13 protein-coding genes and 7 pseudogenes are annotated in these 16,878 nt (G+C 58.5%); 13 read left to right on the plus strand and 7 right to left on the minus strand.

All coding sequences use genetic code 11. From position 1 onward, the window contains the following. Window positions 1-58 precede the first annotated feature (58 nt). A pseudogene (carB, locus tag ACR3E2_RS17085) lies at window positions 59-3,410 on the minus strand (carbamoyl-phosphate synthase large subunit). A gap of 171 nt (window positions 3,411-3,581) precedes the next feature. Between carB and ACR3E2_RS17090 the strand changes: the two are divergent. The 4 genes and pseudogenes from ACR3E2_RS17090 (at window position 3,582) to aspS (ending at window position 7,831) form a co-directional block, all read left to right on the plus strand. Then, window positions 3,582-4,708: pseudogene (locus ACR3E2_RS17090) on the plus strand (aminodeoxychorismate synthase component I). Further along, window positions 4,663-5,310 (plus strand): aminotransferase class IV family protein, encoded by a 648-nt coding sequence (locus ACR3E2_RS17095; RefSeq protein WP_480482218.1) that lies wholly within the window; start codon window positions 4,663-4,665, stop codon window positions 5,308-5,310. Before ACR3E2_RS17090 ends, ACR3E2_RS17095 begins: the two are co-directional and overlap by 46 nt. Further along, the gene (locus tag ACR3E2_RS17100; RefSeq protein ID WP_480492806.1) at window positions 5,307-6,053 is read left to right on the plus strand and encodes a CPBP family intramembrane glutamic endopeptidase; all 747 of its coding nucleotides are present in this window, start codon (window positions 5,307-5,309) and stop codon (window positions 6,051-6,053) included. The genes ACR3E2_RS17095 and ACR3E2_RS17100 overlap by 4 nt, the downstream gene beginning before the upstream one ends. Window positions 6,054-6,056: 3 nt before the next feature. Beyond that, a pseudogene (aspS, locus tag ACR3E2_RS17105) lies at window positions 6,057-7,831 on the plus strand (aspartate--tRNA ligase). Window positions 7,832-8,011: 180 nt separating this feature from the next. Here the strand turns inward: aspS and ACR3E2_RS17110 are convergent. Continuing rightward, window positions 8,012-8,731, minus strand: a complete 720-nt coding sequence (locus ACR3E2_RS17110; RefSeq protein WP_480482214.1) for a response regulator — start codon at window positions 8,729-8,731, stop codon at window positions 8,012-8,014. Between the two features lie 136 nt (window positions 8,732-8,867). Between ACR3E2_RS17110 and mce the strand changes: the two are divergent. Continuing rightward, window positions 8,868-9,270, plus strand: a pseudogene (mce, locus tag ACR3E2_RS17115) (methylmalonyl-CoA epimerase). A 69-nt stretch (window positions 9,271-9,339) separates the two neighbouring features. After that, window positions 9,340-9,566: pseudogene (locus ACR3E2_RS17120) on the plus strand (DUF1467 family protein). A 6-nt stretch (window positions 9,567-9,572) separates the two neighbouring features. On the opposite strand, the gene ACR3E2_RS17125 reads toward ACR3E2_RS17120, so the two are convergent. Then, the gene (locus ACR3E2_RS17125; RefSeq protein WP_480482208.1) at window positions 9,573-10,271 is read right to left on the minus strand and encodes an EI24 domain-containing protein; all 699 of its coding nucleotides are present in this window, start codon (window positions 10,269-10,271) and stop codon (window positions 9,573-9,575) included. Next, a complete protein-coding gene (locus ACR3E2_RS17130) occupies window positions 10,268-10,846 on the minus strand; it encodes a nitroreductase family protein (protein ID WP_480482206.1) in 579 nt (192 codons plus the stop codon). Before ACR3E2_RS17130 ends, ACR3E2_RS17125 begins: the two co-directional genes overlap by 4 nt. Window positions 10,847-10,980: 134 nt before the next feature. Here ACR3E2_RS17130 and ACR3E2_RS17135 point away from each other — a divergent pair, with 134 nt between their 5' ends. Continuing rightward, window positions 10,981-11,256, plus strand: a complete 276-nt coding sequence (locus ACR3E2_RS17135) for a DUF167 domain-containing protein (RefSeq protein WP_480482204.1) — start codon at window positions 10,981-10,983, stop codon at window positions 11,254-11,256. Here the strand turns inward: ACR3E2_RS17135 and ACR3E2_RS17140 are convergent. Then, window positions 11,207-11,490 (minus strand): annotated as a pseudogene (locus tag ACR3E2_RS17140) (hypothetical protein). The gene ACR3E2_RS17135 and the pseudogene ACR3E2_RS17140 sit on opposite strands and share 50 nt — an antisense overlap. A 120-nt stretch (window positions 11,491-11,610) precedes the next feature. On the opposite strand from ACR3E2_RS17140, the gene ACR3E2_RS17145 reads away from it, so the two are divergent. From ACR3E2_RS17145 to ACR3E2_RS17165, 5 genes are all read left to right on the plus strand, one after another. Beyond that, window positions 11,611-12,318, plus strand: a complete 708-nt coding sequence (locus tag ACR3E2_RS17145) for a M48 family metallopeptidase (RefSeq protein WP_480482200.1) — start codon at window positions 11,611-11,613, stop codon at window positions 12,316-12,318. After that, window positions 12,315-12,683 (plus strand): YigZ family protein, encoded by a 369-nt coding sequence (locus ACR3E2_RS17150; RefSeq protein ID WP_480482198.1) that lies wholly within the window; start codon window positions 12,315-12,317, stop codon window positions 12,681-12,683. The genes ACR3E2_RS17145 and ACR3E2_RS17150 overlap by 4 nt, the downstream gene beginning before the upstream one ends. A 68-nt stretch (window positions 12,684-12,751) precedes the next feature. Continuing rightward, window positions 12,752-13,003 (plus strand): DUF6455 family protein, encoded by a 252-nt coding sequence (locus ACR3E2_RS17155; RefSeq protein WP_480492807.1) that lies wholly within the window; start codon window positions 12,752-12,754, stop codon window positions 13,001-13,003. Window positions 13,004-13,017: 14 nt separating this feature from the next. Beyond that, a complete protein-coding gene (locus ACR3E2_RS17160; RefSeq protein ID WP_480482196.1) occupies window positions 13,018-13,308 on the plus strand; it encodes a DUF6455 family protein in 291 nt (96 codons plus the stop codon). Continuing rightward, window positions 13,286-13,546: a DUF6455 family protein gene (locus tag ACR3E2_RS17165; RefSeq protein WP_480475547.1), complete on the plus strand. Its 261-nt coding sequence runs from the start codon at window positions 13,286-13,288 to the stop codon at window positions 13,544-13,546. The genes ACR3E2_RS17160 and ACR3E2_RS17165 overlap by 23 nt, the downstream gene beginning before the upstream one ends. On the opposite strand, the gene ACR3E2_RS17170 is transcribed toward ACR3E2_RS17165, so the two are convergent. Together ACR3E2_RS17170 and rimO are read right to left on the minus strand one after the other, a co-directional pair. Further along, a complete protein-coding gene (locus ACR3E2_RS17170) occupies window positions 13,547-13,789 on the minus strand; it encodes a CDGSH iron-sulfur domain-containing protein (protein WP_480475549.1) in 243 nt (80 codons plus the stop codon). 551 nt (window positions 13,790-14,340) lie between these two features. Further along, window positions 14,341-15,721: pseudogene (rimO, locus tag ACR3E2_RS17175) on the minus strand (30S ribosomal protein S12 methylthiotransferase RimO). A 95-nt stretch (window positions 15,722-15,816) separates the two neighbouring features. Between rimO and ACR3E2_RS17180 the strand changes: the two are divergent. After that, the coding region (locus ACR3E2_RS17180) for an AsmA family protein (protein ID WP_480492808.1) at window positions 15,817-16,878 on the plus strand (1,062 nt) is incomplete at its 3' end.

Genomic DNA, 16,878 nt, shown 5'->3' on the forward strand with positions numbered 1-16,878 from the left:
AAAATAAATAAAAGCCCCAGAGTTTCCTCTGGGGCTTTTTCATTTGGGTCAGGGGTCTTTACCCCTGTAGCGATTTCACCTCGACGTCGCCCTCAGCTTGTGCCTTAATCGCCAGTGCTGCGGCGTTGGCCCCTGCTGCGGTGGTGAAATACGGGATCTTGTCATACAGCGCGATCGAGCGGATGGCCTTGCTGTCCTCAACCGCCTGCGCACCTTCGGTGGTGTTCATCACCAGCTGCACCTGACCGTCTTTCAGCATGTCCACAACATCCGGGCGACCTTCGTACACCTTGTTCACCACGTCACAGGCAACACCCTGTTCGTCCAGCCAGCTTTGCGTGCCGCGCGTGGCCACAAGCGTGAAACCCTGATCAACCAGAACCTGCGCCGCTTCCAGCATGGCTTTGCCCTTGTCGGCATCCTTGATCGAAATGAACGCACGGCCAGAGGACGGCAGCACCATGCCCGCGCCCATCTGCGCCTTGAGGAACGCGCGTGGGAAGTCACGGTCCCAGCCCATCACCTCGCCGGTCGAGCGCATTTCCGGGCCAAGGATGGTGTCGACGCCGGGGAAACGGGCGAATGGCATGACAGCTTCTTTCACCGAGAACCACGGCATGTCCGGATCGGCCAGCGTCATCTGGTCCGCGATCTTGGTGTCCTTGCCTTCCTGATAGGGCGGGCGCATCGGGAAATCGGCCAACTTCTCGCCCGCCATGACGCGCGCCGCAATCGACGCAATTGCACTGTCGGTGGCCTTGGCAACAAACGGCACGGTGCGCGAGGCGCGCGGGTTCACTTCGATCAGATAGATCTCATCATCCTTGATCGCGAATTGCACATTCATCAGGCCAACGACATTCAGCGCCTTGGCCAGTTTGAATGCCTGTTCCTTGATCTGCCCGATGATCTCTTTCGACAGCGAATAGGGCGGCAGCGAACAGGCGGAATCGCCCGAGTGAACGCCCGCTTCTTCGATGTGCTGCATGATGCCCGCCACGTGAACGTCGGTGCCGTCACACAGCGCATCTACGTCCAGCTCGACCGCGCCCGCCAGATAGCTGTCCAGCAGTACGGGGCTGTCGCCCGAGACCACAACGGCCTCGTTGATATAGCGTCGCAGCTGATCCATATCGCGCACGATTTCCATCGCACGACCGCCCAGAACGTAAGAGGGCGAATGACCAGCGGGAAACCGATCTCTTCGGCAATCTCCAGCGCCTTTTCATCGGTCGAGGCAATACCGTTTCTGGGCTGTTTCAGGCCCAGTTCATTGACCAGCGCCTGGAACCGTTCACGGTCTTCGGCCAGGTCAATTGCGTCCGGTGTGGTACCCAGAATCGGAATACCCTCGGCCTCAAGCGCGTTGGCCAGCTTCAACGGTGTTTGACCACCGAACTGAACGATCACACCGTGCAGCGTGCCGTTTTCCTGTTCCTTCGTCAGGATTTCCATGACGTGTTCAAAGGTCAGCGGCTCAAAATACAGACGGTCCGAGGTGTCGTAGTCGGTCGAAACCGTCTCGGGTTGCAATTGACCATGATGGTCTCGTACCCGGCCTCGGTCAGCGCATAACAGGCGTGGCAGCAGCAATAATCGAACTCGATCCCCTGACCGATCCGGTTCGGACCACCACCAAGAATAACGACCTTCTTGCGGTCGCTTGGGCGTGCCTCGCATTCGACATCGCCCATCATAGGGGCTTCGTAGGTCGAGTACATATAGGGGGTTTGCGCTTCGAACTCAGCAGCGCAGGTATCGATGCGTTTGAAGACCGCGGTAACGCCCAGATTGTGGCGGGCGCGGCGCACGTTATCTTCGCTGCGGCCTGACAGATTGCCCAGACGCGCATCGGTAAAGCCCAGCATCTTGAGCTTGCGGATGCCTTCTTCGGTCACTGGCAGACCGTCCTTGCGCACGGTGCGTTCTGCTTCGATGATCTCGCGAATGCGGGCCAGGAACCAGGGGTCAAACTTGGTGACGCCAAAGATTTCATCGTCGGCCAGGCCATGACGCATGGCTTGTGCGATAGTGCGCAGACGGTCGGGGGTCTGCTTGCTGATCGCCTTGATGACATGCGCCTTGTCATCGCTGCTTTCGACCTCATCCCACAGGCCGATGCTCAACCCCGGAATTTCGATCTCATCAAACCCGGTCAGGCCGGATTCCATCGATGCCAGCGCCTTCTGCATGGATTCGTGGATGGTGCGCCCGATGGACATCGCCTCACCCACTGACTTCATTGCAGTGGTCAGGTAGGGTTCAGAGCCGGGGAATTTTTCAAACGCGAATTTCGGGATCTTGGTGACGACATAGTCGATGGTAGGTTCGAACGACGCAGGCGTGACCTTGGTGATGTCATTGTCCAGCTCGTCCAGCGTGTAGCCGACGGCCAGTTTCGCGGCGATCTTGGCAATAGGGAAACCCGTCGCCTTGGAGGCCAGCGCCGATGAACGCGACACGCGCGGGTTCATTTCGATCACAACCATGCGGCCATCATCGGGGTTGATTGCCCATTGCACGTTCGAGCCACCGGTTTCCACCCCGATCTCGCGCAGGACGGCAATCGAGCCGTTGCGCATGATCTGGTATTCCTTGTCGGTCAGCGTCAGGGCAGGGGCCACGGTAATCGAGTCACCCGTGTGCACGCCCATTGGGTCGACGTTTTCGATGGAGCAGACGATAATGGCGTTGTCGGCGGTGTCGCGCACCACTTCCATCTCGTATTCTTTCCAGCCCAGCAGGCTTTCATCGACCAGGATCTGGTTGACAGGCGAGGCATCCATGCCCGAGCGGCAGAAATGGATATAATCCTCGCGGTTATAGGCCACGCCGCCGCCTGTGCCGCCCAAGGTAAAGGCCGGGCGGATGATGGCAGGCAGGCCGATTTCCTCCAGCTCGTCCAGAGCGATCTGAACACCTGCGTCCAGATCGGCAGAGCCGTCGGCCTTCTTGGGGGCGGTCACGATGGTGGCTTTGGGGTTTTCCAGCCCCAGCCGATCCATCGCCTCGCGGAACAATTTTCGGTCCTCGGCCATCTCGATGGCGTCGCGTTTGGCACCGATCATCTCGACACCGAACTTGTCCAACACCCCCATCTCTTCCAGCGCGAGCGAGGTGTTCAGACCGGTTTGCCCGCCCATTGTGGGCAGCAGGGCGTCAGGGCGTTCCTTTTCGATGATCTTGGCGACGACCTCGGGCGTGATCGGCTCGATATAGGTGGCATCGGCAAGTCCGGGGTCAGTCATGATTGTCGCCGGGTTCGAGTTGACCAGAATAACCCGGTAACCTTCTTCGCGCAGGGCCTTGCAGGCCTGAGCGCCGGAATAGTCGAACTCGCAGGCCTGACCGATAACAATGGGACCCGCCCCGATGATCATGATCGACTTGATGTCGGTTCTCTTCGGCATGGCCTGGCCCCTTCGATTTTGTACGAGTCGCGGGCGCCGCCCAAGCGCCCAAATTGTCCTGCGTTATAGGGACCACGCAGAAAGGTTCAAGGGGTATCGGAAACAGAAGCGAAATTGCCGCTTTCCCCTTTCCCCCAGAGTATTCTATATCGCCCTTCACGGCAAAAGAGGATGCAGTTGCGTATTCGTTTTGATCAGGGACCAGCCGGTCGCGGAACCCGGTTTCAGCGCCCGACTCGGATTATCCGCGCGGATACGGCGGAGGACGTGCCCCAGGCTCTGGCGGCGCTGGATGAGGCGCGCGCGGGCGGGGCCTGGCTGGCTGGCTATGCCAGTTATGAACTGGGATATGTGCTTGAACCCCGGCTGATCAAACTTTTGCCGGAATCGCGTCGGCTGCCCTTGCTGTGCTTTGGGGTCTACGGCGCGCCGGATCGGGTTTCTTTACCGACGCCCGCAGGCGTGGTGCGCGCGTTTCAGCCGCGCTGGGACGAGGCGCGCTATGGCGAAGCCTTCAGGTGGTGCATGGTGCTATCGGTGCCGGTGATATCTATCAGGCGAACCTGACCTTTCCGATTGACCTGACCGTCTCGGGCAGCAGTGAAACCCTTTATGCGGCACTGGCAGCGGGGCAGCCCGTTGGGCATGGCGCGCTGGTGCAGCAGGTCGGGTTACCGGATTTGCTCAGCCGCTCGCCAGAGTTGTTCTTCCGCACAGACGCGGATGGAAAGATCGAGACACGACCGATGAAGGGTACCCAGCCGCGCAGCGAAGACCCGGACGAGGATATGCGGCGCCGGGCGTTTCTGACCACGGACGAAAAGAACCGGGCGGAAAACCTGATGATCGTCGATCTTCTGCGCAACGATATCAGCCGTGTCGCATTGCCCGGTTCCGTTCATGTCCCTGAACTGTTCAAGGTGGAAACCTATGCGACAGTGCATCAGATGGTTTCACTTGTCCGTGCCCAGTTGCTCAAATGCGCAGGGCTCAGCGATATACTGACGGCGTTGTTTCCCTGCGGCTCGATCACGGGCGCCCCCAAAATTCGCGCCATGGAAATTCTGGCCGGGCTGGAACCCTGGCCGCGCGACATCTATTGTGGCACCATCGGCTGGGCCGCGCCTGATGGGCGGTCCGAGTTCAACGTGGCCATCCGTACGCTGATGCTGGAAGACGATCAGGCCACCCTGAACGTGGGCGGGGGCCTTGTCTGGGACAGCACCGCCCCGGCAGAATATGAGGAGGCGCTATGGAAAGCCCGCTTCGCCCGCCAGCTGAGCCTGATTTCCGCCTGATCGAAACACTGGCGTTTCGGCCAGGTCAGGGCTTTGTCCGAAAAGACCGTCACCTTGCGCGCATGGCCCGAACCGCTGCGGCCTTTGGCCTTCCCTTCAACCCGGATTTAGCGACCGCCGCGCTGGATGGCGCGTTGGGCGACACCCCCTTGCGGTGCCGCCTTACACTGGACGCATCGGGTGCATTCGAATTGACCACCGGGGTTCTGGCCAGCAACCCTCCGGTCTGGCGCATCGCCCTGTCTGATCAGCGACTGGCTTCCAATGATCTTTGGCTGCGTCACAAGACAAGCCGCCGCGCCCTTTATGACAATACTCGCGCCGCGCTGACGGATGGCATAGACGAGGTGTTATTCCTGAATGAGCTTGATGAGCTGTGTGAGGGCACCATCAGCAACCTTTTCGTCGAAAAACAGGACGGTCGTATTCTGACACCTGCGCTGTCCAGCGGTCTGTTGCCTGGCATATTGCGCGAAGAATTACTGGATAAAGGAACGGTGTCTGAGGCCGTGCTGACCTTGAGCGATCTAAAAAACGCACAAACTGCCTACATGGGCAATTCATTGCGCGGGCTGATCCGGGTGGAGCTGATAGACACGTGACCAAAGACAGCACGATGGTCGGACCGCCAGATGCATTGCCGCGGTTAAGGGTTGAGTTCGGCTTGTTCTATGTTGTCCTGCCGCTGATCATCGCGGTTTTGTTTCCACCGAACTGGATGTTTCCGGCTCTGTTTGCCCTGACCGGGCTGGGGATCACGCTGCTGCATTGGACACCGGGCTTTCAATGGGCCGAGTTGCGCTATGATTGGGCCAACTGGTCGCTTCGCGAAGTTGTGCTGTTTACCGCTTTCATGTCCGTGTTTTGCGTTGGGCTGATTCAGGTGACACGCCCCGACGCCGCGTTTTTTCTGCTAGTACACCGCCCTGAGATGCTGGCGCTTATCTGGATCGGTTATCCTGTTTTGTCTGCACTGCCTCAGGAACTGTTGTTCCGCCCACTGTTCTTCCGGCGTTATCACTCGATCCTGCCAGAGGGGCGTGCGGCTTATGTGCTGAATGCTGCCATCTTCTCGTTCGCGCATCTGATGTATTGGAGCTGGACTGTCGCCCTCATGACATTTGCGGGCGGGCTGCTGTTTACATGGGCCTACAGGCAGCGCGGTTCGTTCTTCTACGCGGTGCTGCTGCACGCGATTGCGGGCAATATCATCTTTGCGGTCGGGCTGGGTGTCTATTTCTACCAGGCAACGTGCAAAGGCCGTTTTGACAGGGCGACCCGCCTTGACTTTCCGGGCCTGACAGGGTGTATCGGCGCGACGAATTCTGCGCCCGAAGGGATATGATCCATGCACGCCTATCGCAGCCACACCTGCGCCGCACTGACCGCCGCTAATGTCGGTGAAACCGTTCGCCTGTCCGGTTGGGTGCATCGGGTCCGAGATCATGGGGGCGTCCTGTTCATCGACCTGCGCGACCATTTCGGCGTAACCCAGATCCTGTGTGACGGCGACAGCGCCGCTTTTGCTGCGCTTGAAAAGGTGCGTTCCGAATGGTGCATCCGCATCGACGGAACCGTCAAGGCGCGTGCCGCCGAACTGGTGAACCCGAAACTGCCCACCGGTGAGATCGAGGTTTACGTGCGCGAACTGGAAGTTCTGGGGGCCGCCGAGGAACTGCCGCTAATGGTGTTCGGCGATCAGGAATACCCCGAGGAAACCCGCCTGCGCTATCGTTACCTCGACCTGCGACGCGAGGCGATGCAGCGCAACATGACCTTGCGCTCGGACGTGGTGGCCTCCATGCGCAAGCGTATGTGGGATCAGGGGTTCCGCGAGTACCAGACGCCGATCATCACCGCGTCCTCACCCGAAGGCGCGCGTGACTTCCTTGTGCCGTCGCGCCTGCATCCGGGTAAGTTCTACGCGTTGCCGCAAGCCCCGCAGCAGTTCAAGCAGCTGATTATGGTGTCGGGTTTCGACAAGTATTTCCAGATTGCGCCCTGCTTCCGCGACGAAGACCCGCGCGCCGACCGCTCACCCACCGATTTCTACCAGCTTGACCTCGAGATGTCCTTTGTCGAGCAGCAGGACGTGTTCGACACGATCCAGCCCGTTCTGACCGGTGTGTTCGAAGAGTTCGGTGGCGGTCGCAAGGTCGATCAGGACTGGCCGCAGATTTCCTACAAGGATTCGGCTCTGTGGTACGGCACGGACAAGCCCGACCTGCGGAACCCAATTAAGATGCAGGTGGTTTCCGACCACTTCCGCGGGTCTGGTTTTGCGATTTTTGCAAAGCTGCTCGAACAGGAAGGCACCGAAATTCGCGCTATCCCCGCGCCAACCGGTGGCAGCCGCAAGTTCTGTGACCGCATGAACGCCTTTGCCCAGAAAGAGGGTCTGCCCGGTATGGGCTACATCTTCTGGCGCGATCAGGGCGAAGGGATGGAAGCCGCAGGCCCGCTGGCCAAGAACATCGGCCCCGAGCGGACCGAGGCTATCCGTCAGCAATTGGGTCTGGGTGTCGGCGATGCGGCGTTTTTCCCGGGCGGCAAGCCGAAAGCCTTTGAAAAGGTTGCAGGCAAGGCGCGCGATGTGATCGGCGACGAGCTTGGGCTGACCGAGAAAGACCGCTTTGCCTTTGCCTGGATTGTTGATTTCCCGATCTACGAGCAAGACGAAGAAACCGGCGCGATCGACTTTGAGCACAACCGTTCTCGATGCCGCAGGGCGGCATGGAAGCGCTACAGGGCAACCCACTGGATGTGCGCGGGTATCAGTATGACCTGGCGTGCAATGGATATGAGCTGGTGTCGGGTGCGATCCGGAACCACAAGCCGGAGATCATGCTGAAGGCCTTTGAACTGGCAGGCTATGGCGAGGATGAAGTGAAATCCCGCTTTGGCGCTCTGTTCAACGCCTTCCACTACGGTGCGCCGCCGCACGGTGGCTGCGCTGCTGGGATCGACCGGATCGTGATGCTGTTGGCGGATGAGGCCAATATCCGCGAGGTCATGATGTTCCCGATGAACCAGCGGGCCGAAGATCTGATGATGGACGCACCTTCAGACCCGACCTCGGATCAGCTGATGGAACTGGGCTTGCGCCTCATCCCGCAGGACTGAACGAGAGCCGCCCGCATCAAGCGGGCGGTTTCATTTTGAAGCCGATTAGCATTCGCGGGTCAGTCCAGCGGGTTGTTCAAATCCCCACGGTTGACACGAATTGAGCGTGCAGTCTGCCGTGTTTGGCGATAGGCCCAGATGCACAGAAGCGTTGCAGTGATGAAATAAGCTGCAATCACGTCAAATCGCCTTTCTCTGTTCCAGACGGTTCTGCACCATGCCGGCGACCTGCGCTGCCTGCGCTGTGATCGGTGCGCCGTTCGCCCGTGACAGCGCCAGCTTTCGGGCGGCTTCTGCCAACGGTCTGTCATCGGCTTCCCGTGCGACCCCTTGCAGGAACTGGGCAGCGTAATCCCATGCGCGATGATCGTTGGGCCCGGTAAGGACATCGGCGATATGCGCCATGTCGTCCTGATAAGCCATCGGGTCGGGTCGGATGACTTCGTCGCGAACCGAGTGGAGCCCGCTTGGGCGTCGATCCTCGGGCAGGCGCTCCAGAATGGACTTCTGAAAATACGACAATGATTTTATCGGCTTGGACAGAAATCCATCCGCTCCGGCTGCGTACGCCAGACCTTCGGTAGTGTCATCGCCCGACAGGCCCATGATCACGCTGATCCGTGGTGAAGCTTCGGCCAGTTCGGCGATCAGGTCAGCTCCGGACCCGTCGGGCAGGCCCATATCGACCAGAATGACCGAGGGGCGATAGATCTGCAGGTGTCGCCGTGCCGATTTCAGGCAGTCAGCGCGTCGGATACGTGCACCGCTATGCAGGCACATCAGGCGGATCGCATCGCAGGCATATCGGCTGTCTTCAACAACCAGAATTGTCTGTCCCAGCAAGGGCCGCGTTGCGGTGGGCGTGGCGGCGGTGGTGGCAATGAGGCCCGAATCGTCCATGGCAGCTCTCCTATCCAGCAGATGCTTCACGCTAGGAACTTCTGGCTAACACGACGTTAACGCGCGATTTGGCGCACTTGTTCTTTCGCAGAGCAGCCCCCATAACCCACGCAACGCAGGACATCAGGAGTGAGACATGATTGGACGTCTGAACCACGTTGCCATCGCCGTACCCGACCTTGAGGCGGCATCCGAGCAGTACCGCAAAGCGCTGGGCGCCAAGGTCGGTGCGCCGCAGGACGAGCCGGATCATGGCGTCACGGTTGTGTTCATCGAACTGCCCAACACCAAGATCGAACTTTTGTACCCGCTGGGCGACGACAGCCCGATCAACGGGTTTCTGGAAAAGAATCCGGCAGGCGGCATTCACCACGTATGCTATGAGGTCGAAGACATCATCGCCGCCCGTGATCATTTGAAAGCGACCGGCGCCCGTGTTCTGGGGTCGGGGGCCCAAGATCGGCGCGCATGGCAAGCCGGTGCTGTTCCTGCATCCCAAGGACTTCAACGGCTGCCTTGTCGAGCTGGAACAGGTATGATCCGCAAAACCCGGAGGGGCTGAAGTGACCATTACTGCTGCATTGGTGCTGTTCGCCGTCATCTGGTTCATGACGTTGCTAGTGGTTTTGCCCATTCGCATCAAAACTCAGGGTGACCTGAACGATATCGTTCCGGGCACCCATGCGGTGCGCCGGAAGTCCATCACCTGAAAGCCAAGATGTGGATCACCACCGCCATTGCTGTGGTTTTGTGGGCTATCATTGGCGGCATCATCATTTCCGGTGTGATTTCGGTGCGGGACTTCGACTGGCTGAACCAACTGGAGCCGCGCTAATCTGTGTCAGACCTTTTGGCCTGACACAGCATGAAAAATATGGGTGAATGTCGCTGCGCCAAGGATCGGGATCACCAGATTCAACAGCGGTATCGACAGCGGAATGGCCATCAGCGTTCCAGCGACCCAGATCGTGGTCGAATGCCTGGCCCGCAATTGGCGCGCGCCATCCCGCCCGATCCGGCGCATTGCAGCCAGCGTGAAGTATTCCCGCCCCAACAGGAACCCGTTCATGGCCCAGAAGATGAAGGGCGCAAACGGGGTGAAGACCGCATAGAGGATCAGCGCCAGCAGGTTTGCGACAATCAGCACGCCAAGAAAGCTGAGGCCGTCAAACAGGGCCTCCGACACCGGGATGCGTCGTGCAGGTGGCAAGGCTGGAAAATGCTTGTCCTCGACCGCTTGTGCCACTTCGTCCAGAAAGATCGATGTGATGGCTGACGCCACCGGCACCATCAGGAAAACAGGCAGGATCAGGACGAGAACGATACCTGAATAGTTCAGAACGTCGTTCAGCCATGGCACTGCGCCGACGAACGGCAGAGAGATTTCACTGCCCGACAACCAGTTGATCAAACTGATCGCACCCGCACAGGCAAGACCCAGCAACAGGATGGTCAAACCTACACCGCGCAGCAGAACGGCGCGGAACTTAGGATCTCCGATCTGGCTTAGCGCGCTGAAAAAGGCGTTCAGGATGATCATTCTGTGATCCATTCCGTTATGGCTGCCACATCGGGCCGCGGGCGTTCGGGTGGGGCAGTTCCTTCGGTGGCGATATGTATCAGCCCGGCGACACGCTCGTTCTTGGCAAGGCCAAAGGCGTCGACACAGAAGTCGTGGTCGTGGGTTTGCCAACCTGTCAGCCAGTTTGCACCCCAGCCCGCGGCCAGCGCGGCATTCAGCAGGGCCAGACAGACCGCGCCCGCAGAATAGGTTTGTTCGATCGCGGGTATTTTCTCGGACGGTTTTTGTACTTCGATTACGGCTACGGCCAGTTGTCCCATGTCAAATTGGCTGCGTGCTTTTGTAATATCTTCCGGACTTTTCTTAAGTCTTTGCCCGCAGGCTTCGGTCAGGGTTGCCAGTCTTGCCATGGCCCCCTGTTCCAGAACGATAAATCGCCAGGGTTCCAGTTTTCCGTGATCGGGGCTGCGTGCAGCTGCGATCAGCAAGGGGCGCAACTCATCCCGTGTCGGGGCCGGGGCCACCAGTGTCTTGGCGGGTCGGGACCGGCGCGACTGCAAAAACTCCAGAGCAGCGGGGTTTTTCTTGGACATATGTTAACTTCCTTTACATCACGTCTCTGTATCTTGGTCGGCATGCCGAGGGTTTCAAGGGCGCGGCGACGGATCGCGTGGATCAATTTCATTCCACCGCCCATCATGCAAGACTATTGAGGGAAGGGGCGACAATGGCGAAATCCAAACTACGAGATCTGCCGGATCTCAGCGCGCAGGCGCACGCCGGGACAACGTTTCATCTGAAAGTAACACCCAAGGCTGCGCGCGACCGGGTGGTCGTGGAAGACGGGCAGATCAGGGTATTTGTCACGGCACCGCCTGACAGTGGTAAAGCCAACCATGCGGTTCAGGTAATTCTTGCGAAATGTCTTGGCGTCGCGCCTTCGACACTGTCACTCAAGCAGGGGCAAACTTCGCGCAGCAAGGTTTTTGTCTATGCGCCCTAAGATCCCGATTCACGGATCTGGTAAACTCCCTCGGCAGGTCCAGCGCTGCGGCCAGATCGCGGACCTGTTCGGGCGACAAGGTGATCTTTGCACCTGGTCGGTTCGCGGATCAAACTGTTCCAGCGTGACGCATTCGGCGAAATTGTTGATCACAACATCCTCCTGCAAAGGTTTTTCACCTTCGTCCACAAGCGTTATGACCGTCGAGTCGAATTCATGCTCAATCGAAAACATAAGGACAGAGTGCAAGCCGTCGACGCGCAATGCAAGACGTTCGTTTCAAAGCATTGTGTGGTCACCTGAACAGCACGTACTATGTTGAAATCACGGTCAGACCGAGCCGAAGGATGTAACATGCGCAGACGCTTTGTTTTGGTGCTTCCCCTGCTGCTTGCGGCCTGTGCGGAAGGTGCACTGCGCGTGCAACCCGCCGCGGATTGGCTGGGTGAAGGGCCGGAGTCCGAAACCATGGCCCAGACCTTTCGCGAAGTCAGCCAGAACATTGGGGCCGAGGCTCGCAGCCAGTGTTTGAAACAATCAAGGCTTCAGAAATGCGATTTCCGGATTCTCGTTGATCTGAACCCACGTGCGCCGGCCAATGCGTTTCAGACATTGGACGACCAGAAGCAACCCACCATAATCTTTACACTTGCGATGATCCGTTCCACACAAAATGCAGATGAACTGGCTTTTGTCATGGGGCACGAGGCGGCCCATCACGTTTTGGGCCACATCGCACGGCAAAGCGAAAATGCCAGCGCAAGCGCAACTGAGTTCGGAAAGGCGGAAAAGCTGCGCGGGGGCGACGCCGCCGACATAGAAGAGGCCCAGAAAGTTGGGGCGCAGGTTGGTGTTCAGGCTTATGTGAAGGATTTTGAGCTTGAGGCTGACCAGATGGGCACGATCATTACACATAATGCGGGCTACAACCCGCTGGTTGGGGCGAAGTTCTTTGACCGGATTCCGGATCCCGGCGACAGGTTTCTGGGCACCCACCCGCCAAACGCGCAGCGCGTTCACATCGTGCTTGAAACCGCGACACAACTGGGACTGGCACAATGACTGATCTTGTGCGCCTTGGCGTGATTTTGACGGATCGCGGGTCGAAATATGCGGTTTCCGGGGCGCGCGTGGTATCACGCGCGGAAGTTGACGCGGTTTTGGACCAACTGAAGTCCGATAAATCTTATGCCAAGGCCACACATAACACCTGGGCCGCCTCCTTGCCGACCGGTGCGCTGAAGGCCGATGATGGGGAAAGTGGCGCCGGTATGGTAATCCTGCGGATGATCGAGCGTGCAGGGCTGGACAATCACGTGATCATCGTCACCCGCTGGTACGGAGGCAAAAAGCTGGGTGGGGACCGTTTTCGCCGCGTTCAGGATGCAACCCGGGCCTATCTGGACCACATCGGCGCCCAATCTTGACCTGTATCAAAGTCCGACCTTCCGGATGCGCTAGGATTTCGTAAAGCGCGAAAGGGAAAGGACACAGCATGCCCACCCGAGAGTCCTTGCGGCTTCATGCCGGATTGGTGGACGATATGGCCAGAATGCTGGACATCGATCTTGAGGAAGCAGCCATTGGCGGCAAGCTATCTGTCGACCAGATTTCTGACGCAGTTCTGCGATGTACCGATTGCCCGAACCCGGATCATTGTCAGGATCTGCTTAAAAAAATGGCGACGGCTGGGCGGACACCGGAGTATTGTCGTAACCGGGAGTTACTGCACAAATTGATGCCTTAACTGTCAGGTTCGCCATGCCACGTCTCGGTGAAATCATGGCCCATCTTCGTTTGGTGTTGCGGATGGGCGAGGTCACAGGAACCGACCTGGCCGCAGCCTATCGGGATGGTCACCTGAAACATGAGGATTGGGCCGAGATCGTGCAACAGTGTCGCGGCTGTACCTGGGCCAGAACCTGTCCGGAGTGGCTGGAACGGCGCGAACAGATTGATCATGCCCCGTGCACATGCCCGAACCGCGGTCGATTCAAGGCCATCAAAGCTTGCAAGCGGAGGACGCGTGATGCCTCGGGATATTCTGGGTGAGGTCGAAAAGCACTTTTGGTTGACGCGCTCTGTTTCCCGCAGCATGGGAATTTCACTGAGCGAAGCCATGGCCGAAGGGCGGTTGTCGCCCGAAGGATACGCTGAGCTGGTCACGCGCTGTCGCGCCTCGGGCTGTGATGCGCAATGCGCCAACTGGCTGGCTCAGCGGCAGAATCCAGCGGAAACGGCCCCGGATTTCTGTGCAAATTCAGAGACGCTGAACAGATTGAAGGGCTGATCAAAGGTCTTTATGCGTTCCATCGCACAACGGCGCGTTTGCACTGTGTTTGCACCCGCAAAAAAAGACCTTTTTGCTGGCCTCGGCCGTATATTTCACCGGTTCGAACCCGCTGTCTTTATGTGAGCCATCGCAAAAGGGTTGCCGGTTCGACTTTCCACACGCGCACCAGAAATAGGTTTTTCCTTCGGCAACTTCGACTGGAAAAGGGGTTTTCTGGGCAATAACGGGTGTGTCTGACATCTGGCTTCTCCGTATTTGGCTGAAACGTCACACAGTTTAGGACGATGCAGACAAAAAGGTAGCTGTAATGCCGCAAGGATCATCGTTTGGGCTTCGAACTGGCATGGAATCGCTCTTCCTCACAAGGAAGTGACCGTTTTAGTTGCCAGATTGCCGTTCAGCCCGTACTCTGGAAGCGGCCCGAAAAGCTGGGCAATATCAGAAAAGTAATAGAGGATTGACGGACATGAAACTGAAACTTGCAGCCGTTGGCGCATTTGCCTGGTCCTGACCGCTTGTGCGCAGCAGGAAGAACCGACCCCTGTTTACGTACAACCCGACTATGACAAGTATGGCTCGGCCAGCTGCTCGGCAGGCTATGAACTGGCAACAACCGAAGCAGGTCAAACCGTCTGCAACCCGGTTTCTCAGTAAGCTTTTCGCAGGCGGTTTGACTACGGACCGCCTGCACCATTTTCAGGAATTTTCGCCGCCATTCATGGCGGTTTTTTCTACCTGAGCTGTACTTCGTAACTATTGACCCGAAAACACTATGGGGCAGGCTACTGGCGTTAAACGGGTTTCCCCCACAGATCGTATTCCCCCGCCTCGTCCACTTCGACGGTGACGATATCGCCGGGTTTGAAGCCTTCAAGCCCTCGTCAATGAACAGGTTGCCGTCGATCTCAGGCGCGTCCGATTTGGTGCGGCAGGTGGCGGCTTCGTCATCCACTTCGTCGACGATTACTTGAAGCGTTTGTCCGACTTTAGCTTGCAACTTGGCTTCTGAAATGGCCTGAGCCTTTTCCATGAAGCGATCCCACCGCTCTTGCTTGATTTCGGCCGGGACATGATCAGGCAGGTCGTTTGAGCGCGCACCATCCACGTTTTCATATTGAAAACAGCCGACACGATCCAGTTGCGCCTCGTCCATCCAGTCCAGCAGGGTTTGGAATTCGGCCTCGGTCTCACCCGGATAGCCAACGATAAAGGTCGAACGCAGGGTGATATCGGGGCAGATTGCGCGCCAGGCTTGGATTTCGTCCAGAGTTTTGGCCGCTGCGGCGGGGCGGGCCATCCGTTTCAGAACATTCGGGTGAGCGTGCTGGAACGGGATATCCAGATACGGCAATATGTTGGACCCGGCATCCGCCATCAGGGGGATCAACTCACGCACATGTGGATAGGGATAGACATAGTGCAGCCGCACCCAGGCATCCATCTGACCTAGTTCACGGGCCAGATCGGTGATGTGGCTGCGCACCTCGCGGTCTTTCCACGGGTTCACATCGTATTTCCGGTCCAGCCCATAGGCCGAAGTATCCTGCGAGATCACCAACAGTTCGCGCACGCCGTTTTCGACCAGCTTTTCCGCCTCGCGCAGAACCGCATGGGCCGGACGGCTGGCCAGTTTTCCTCGCATATCGGGGATGATGCAGAACTTGCATTTGTGGTTACAGCCCTCTGAGATCTTCAGATAACTGTAGTGGCGGGGGGTCAATCGAACGCTGCTGGCGGGCAGCAGATCAACGAACGGGTCAGGGTCAGGGGAACGGCGTGAACCGCATCCAGAACCTGCTCGTACTGATGCGGTCCGGTGACCGCCATGATGCGGGGGTGGTGCTCGCGGATGTAATCCGGTTCGGCCCCCAGACAGCCGGTGACGATGACCTTGCCGTTTTCAACCAGCGCCTCTCCGATTGCGTCCAGCGATTCCGCCTTGGCGCTGTCGAGGAACCCGCAGGTGTTCACAATGACGGCATCGGCCCCGGCATAATCGGGCGAAATGCCGTATCCTTCAGCACGAAGCCGGGTCAGAATGCGTTCGCTGTCGACCAAAGCTTTTGGACAGCCCAGCGACACCATGCCGATCGTCGGCTGGTTTGAACGGGTGTCTCGGTGATCCGGGCGGCCGGAGCCGTCGGGGCGGAGGTTTGGCGGGTTCGTCGTCATGGCGCGGCATATAGTGGGGAAAGCTTCCTCTTGCAAATGTGACGTGCGATTTGAATGATCGCGGCAAAGACAAGCCAAAAGGCGGAGAGCAGATCATGAAATGGCTGATACGCATCCTGTTTATTGTTGTGGCAGTGATTGCGCTGGTAATTGGCGCGCTTTTGCTGATGCCCGGAGACAAGCTTGGCGCGATTCTGGCTGAGCAGGTCAAAGCCCAGACCGGGCGCGAACTGAGATTGAGCGGCGACGTGCGCCTGTCGTTCTGGCCGGTGCTGGGGATGGAAACCGGGCCCGTGCGTTTTGGGAACGCCAGCTGGGCCGGGCCAGAGCCGATGCTGAGCGCTGATAGCCTTGCCGTGGGCGTGGATGCTGCTGCGCTTTTGAATGGGGATCTGCGGATCAAACGCGTTTTCGCGGAAAACCCGGTGCTGCGGCTGGAGCGTTCGCAAGGGCGCGGAAACTGGGAGCTGAGCGCGCCTGTGACCACCGCGACGGCCACACCGTCTGCAGGGACGGTTCCGGCCAGCGCATCGTCGGCCGTAACTTTGGAAGAGTTGCAGCTTAATAATGCGCGACTGATCTATGTGGAAGACGGTGCCACGCAGATGGACTTTCCTGATGTAACCTTGTCGGCCAGTTGGCCTCAGGTCACTGCACCGATGGTAATGGAGGCATCAATGCCTGTACCCGGAGGTGCTGTTCAGGTCGATCTGAAGATTCCGGACTTGCCAGCTTTTGCCGCAGGGTCCGTAACCGCGCTTGAATTGGCCCTGACTGCACCGGGCGGCAAGATCGGCTTTGACGGCCACGTCAATCTGGCCGGAGAGATGGACGGAACCACAAAGATCATCACCCAAGATACAGAAAAGATGCTGGCGGCCTTCGGTCAGGCGGGCGTGACTGTGCCGTCTGGATTGGGTAACGTTGCCGATATCTCTGCGCAAATGACCTATACGCGGGACGGTCGGATTTCCCTGCGAAATATGACAGCGCAGTTGGATGGCAACCGGTTTGTCGGAGAGGCGGATATCACCATTTCCGATCCCCCTCAGATCGTCGCACGCCTGGATGCGGGCGATCTGGACCTGTCGAAGATATCCGAAACCGGCACCGGGTCGGGTGGCGCGTCTCAACCTGCCTCACCAGCTCAGGAAGGT

It is taken from the genome of Ruegeria sp. AL7 (assembly GCF_056536105.1).

Coding starts and splice junctions, on each gene's coding strand:
- ACR3E2_RS17095 (WP_480482218.1), top strand. CDS start 4,663: ATGGAAAGCCCGCTTCGCCCGCCAGCTGAGCCTGATTTCCGCCTGATC.
- ACR3E2_RS17110 (WP_480482214.1), bottom strand. CDS start 8,731: ATGGACGATTCGGGCCTCATTGCCACCACCGCCGCCACGCCCACCGCA.
- ACR3E2_RS17125 (WP_480482208.1), bottom strand. CDS start 10,271: ATGATCATCCTGAACGCCTTTTTCAGCGCGCTAAGCCAGATCGGAGAT.
- ACR3E2_RS17130 (WP_480482206.1), bottom strand. CDS start 10,846: ATGTCCAAGAAAAACCCCGCTGCTCTGGAGTTTTTGCAGTCGCGCCGG.
- ACR3E2_RS17135 (WP_480482204.1), top strand. CDS start 10,981: ATGGCGAAATCCAAACTACGAGATCTGCCGGATCTCAGCGCGCAGGCG.
- ACR3E2_RS17145 (WP_480482200.1), top strand. CDS start 11,611: ATGCGCAGACGCTTTGTTTTGGTGCTTCCCCTGCTGCTTGCGGCCTGT.
- ACR3E2_RS17150 (WP_480482198.1), top strand. CDS start 12,315: ATGACTGATCTTGTGCGCCTTGGCGTGATTTTGACGGATCGCGGGTCG.
- ACR3E2_RS17155 (WP_480492807.1), top strand. CDS start 12,752: ATGCCCACCCGAGAGTCCTTGCGGCTTCATGCCGGATTGGTGGACGAT.
- ACR3E2_RS17160 (WP_480482196.1), top strand. CDS start 13,018: ATGCCACGTCTCGGTGAAATCATGGCCCATCTTCGTTTGGTGTTGCGG.
- ACR3E2_RS17165 (WP_480475547.1), top strand. CDS start 13,286: ATGCCTCGGGATATTCTGGGTGAGGTCGAAAAGCACTTTTGGTTGACG.
- ACR3E2_RS17170 (WP_480475549.1), bottom strand. CDS start 13,789: ATGTCAGACACACCCGTTATTGCCCAGAAAACCCCTTTTCCAGTCGAA.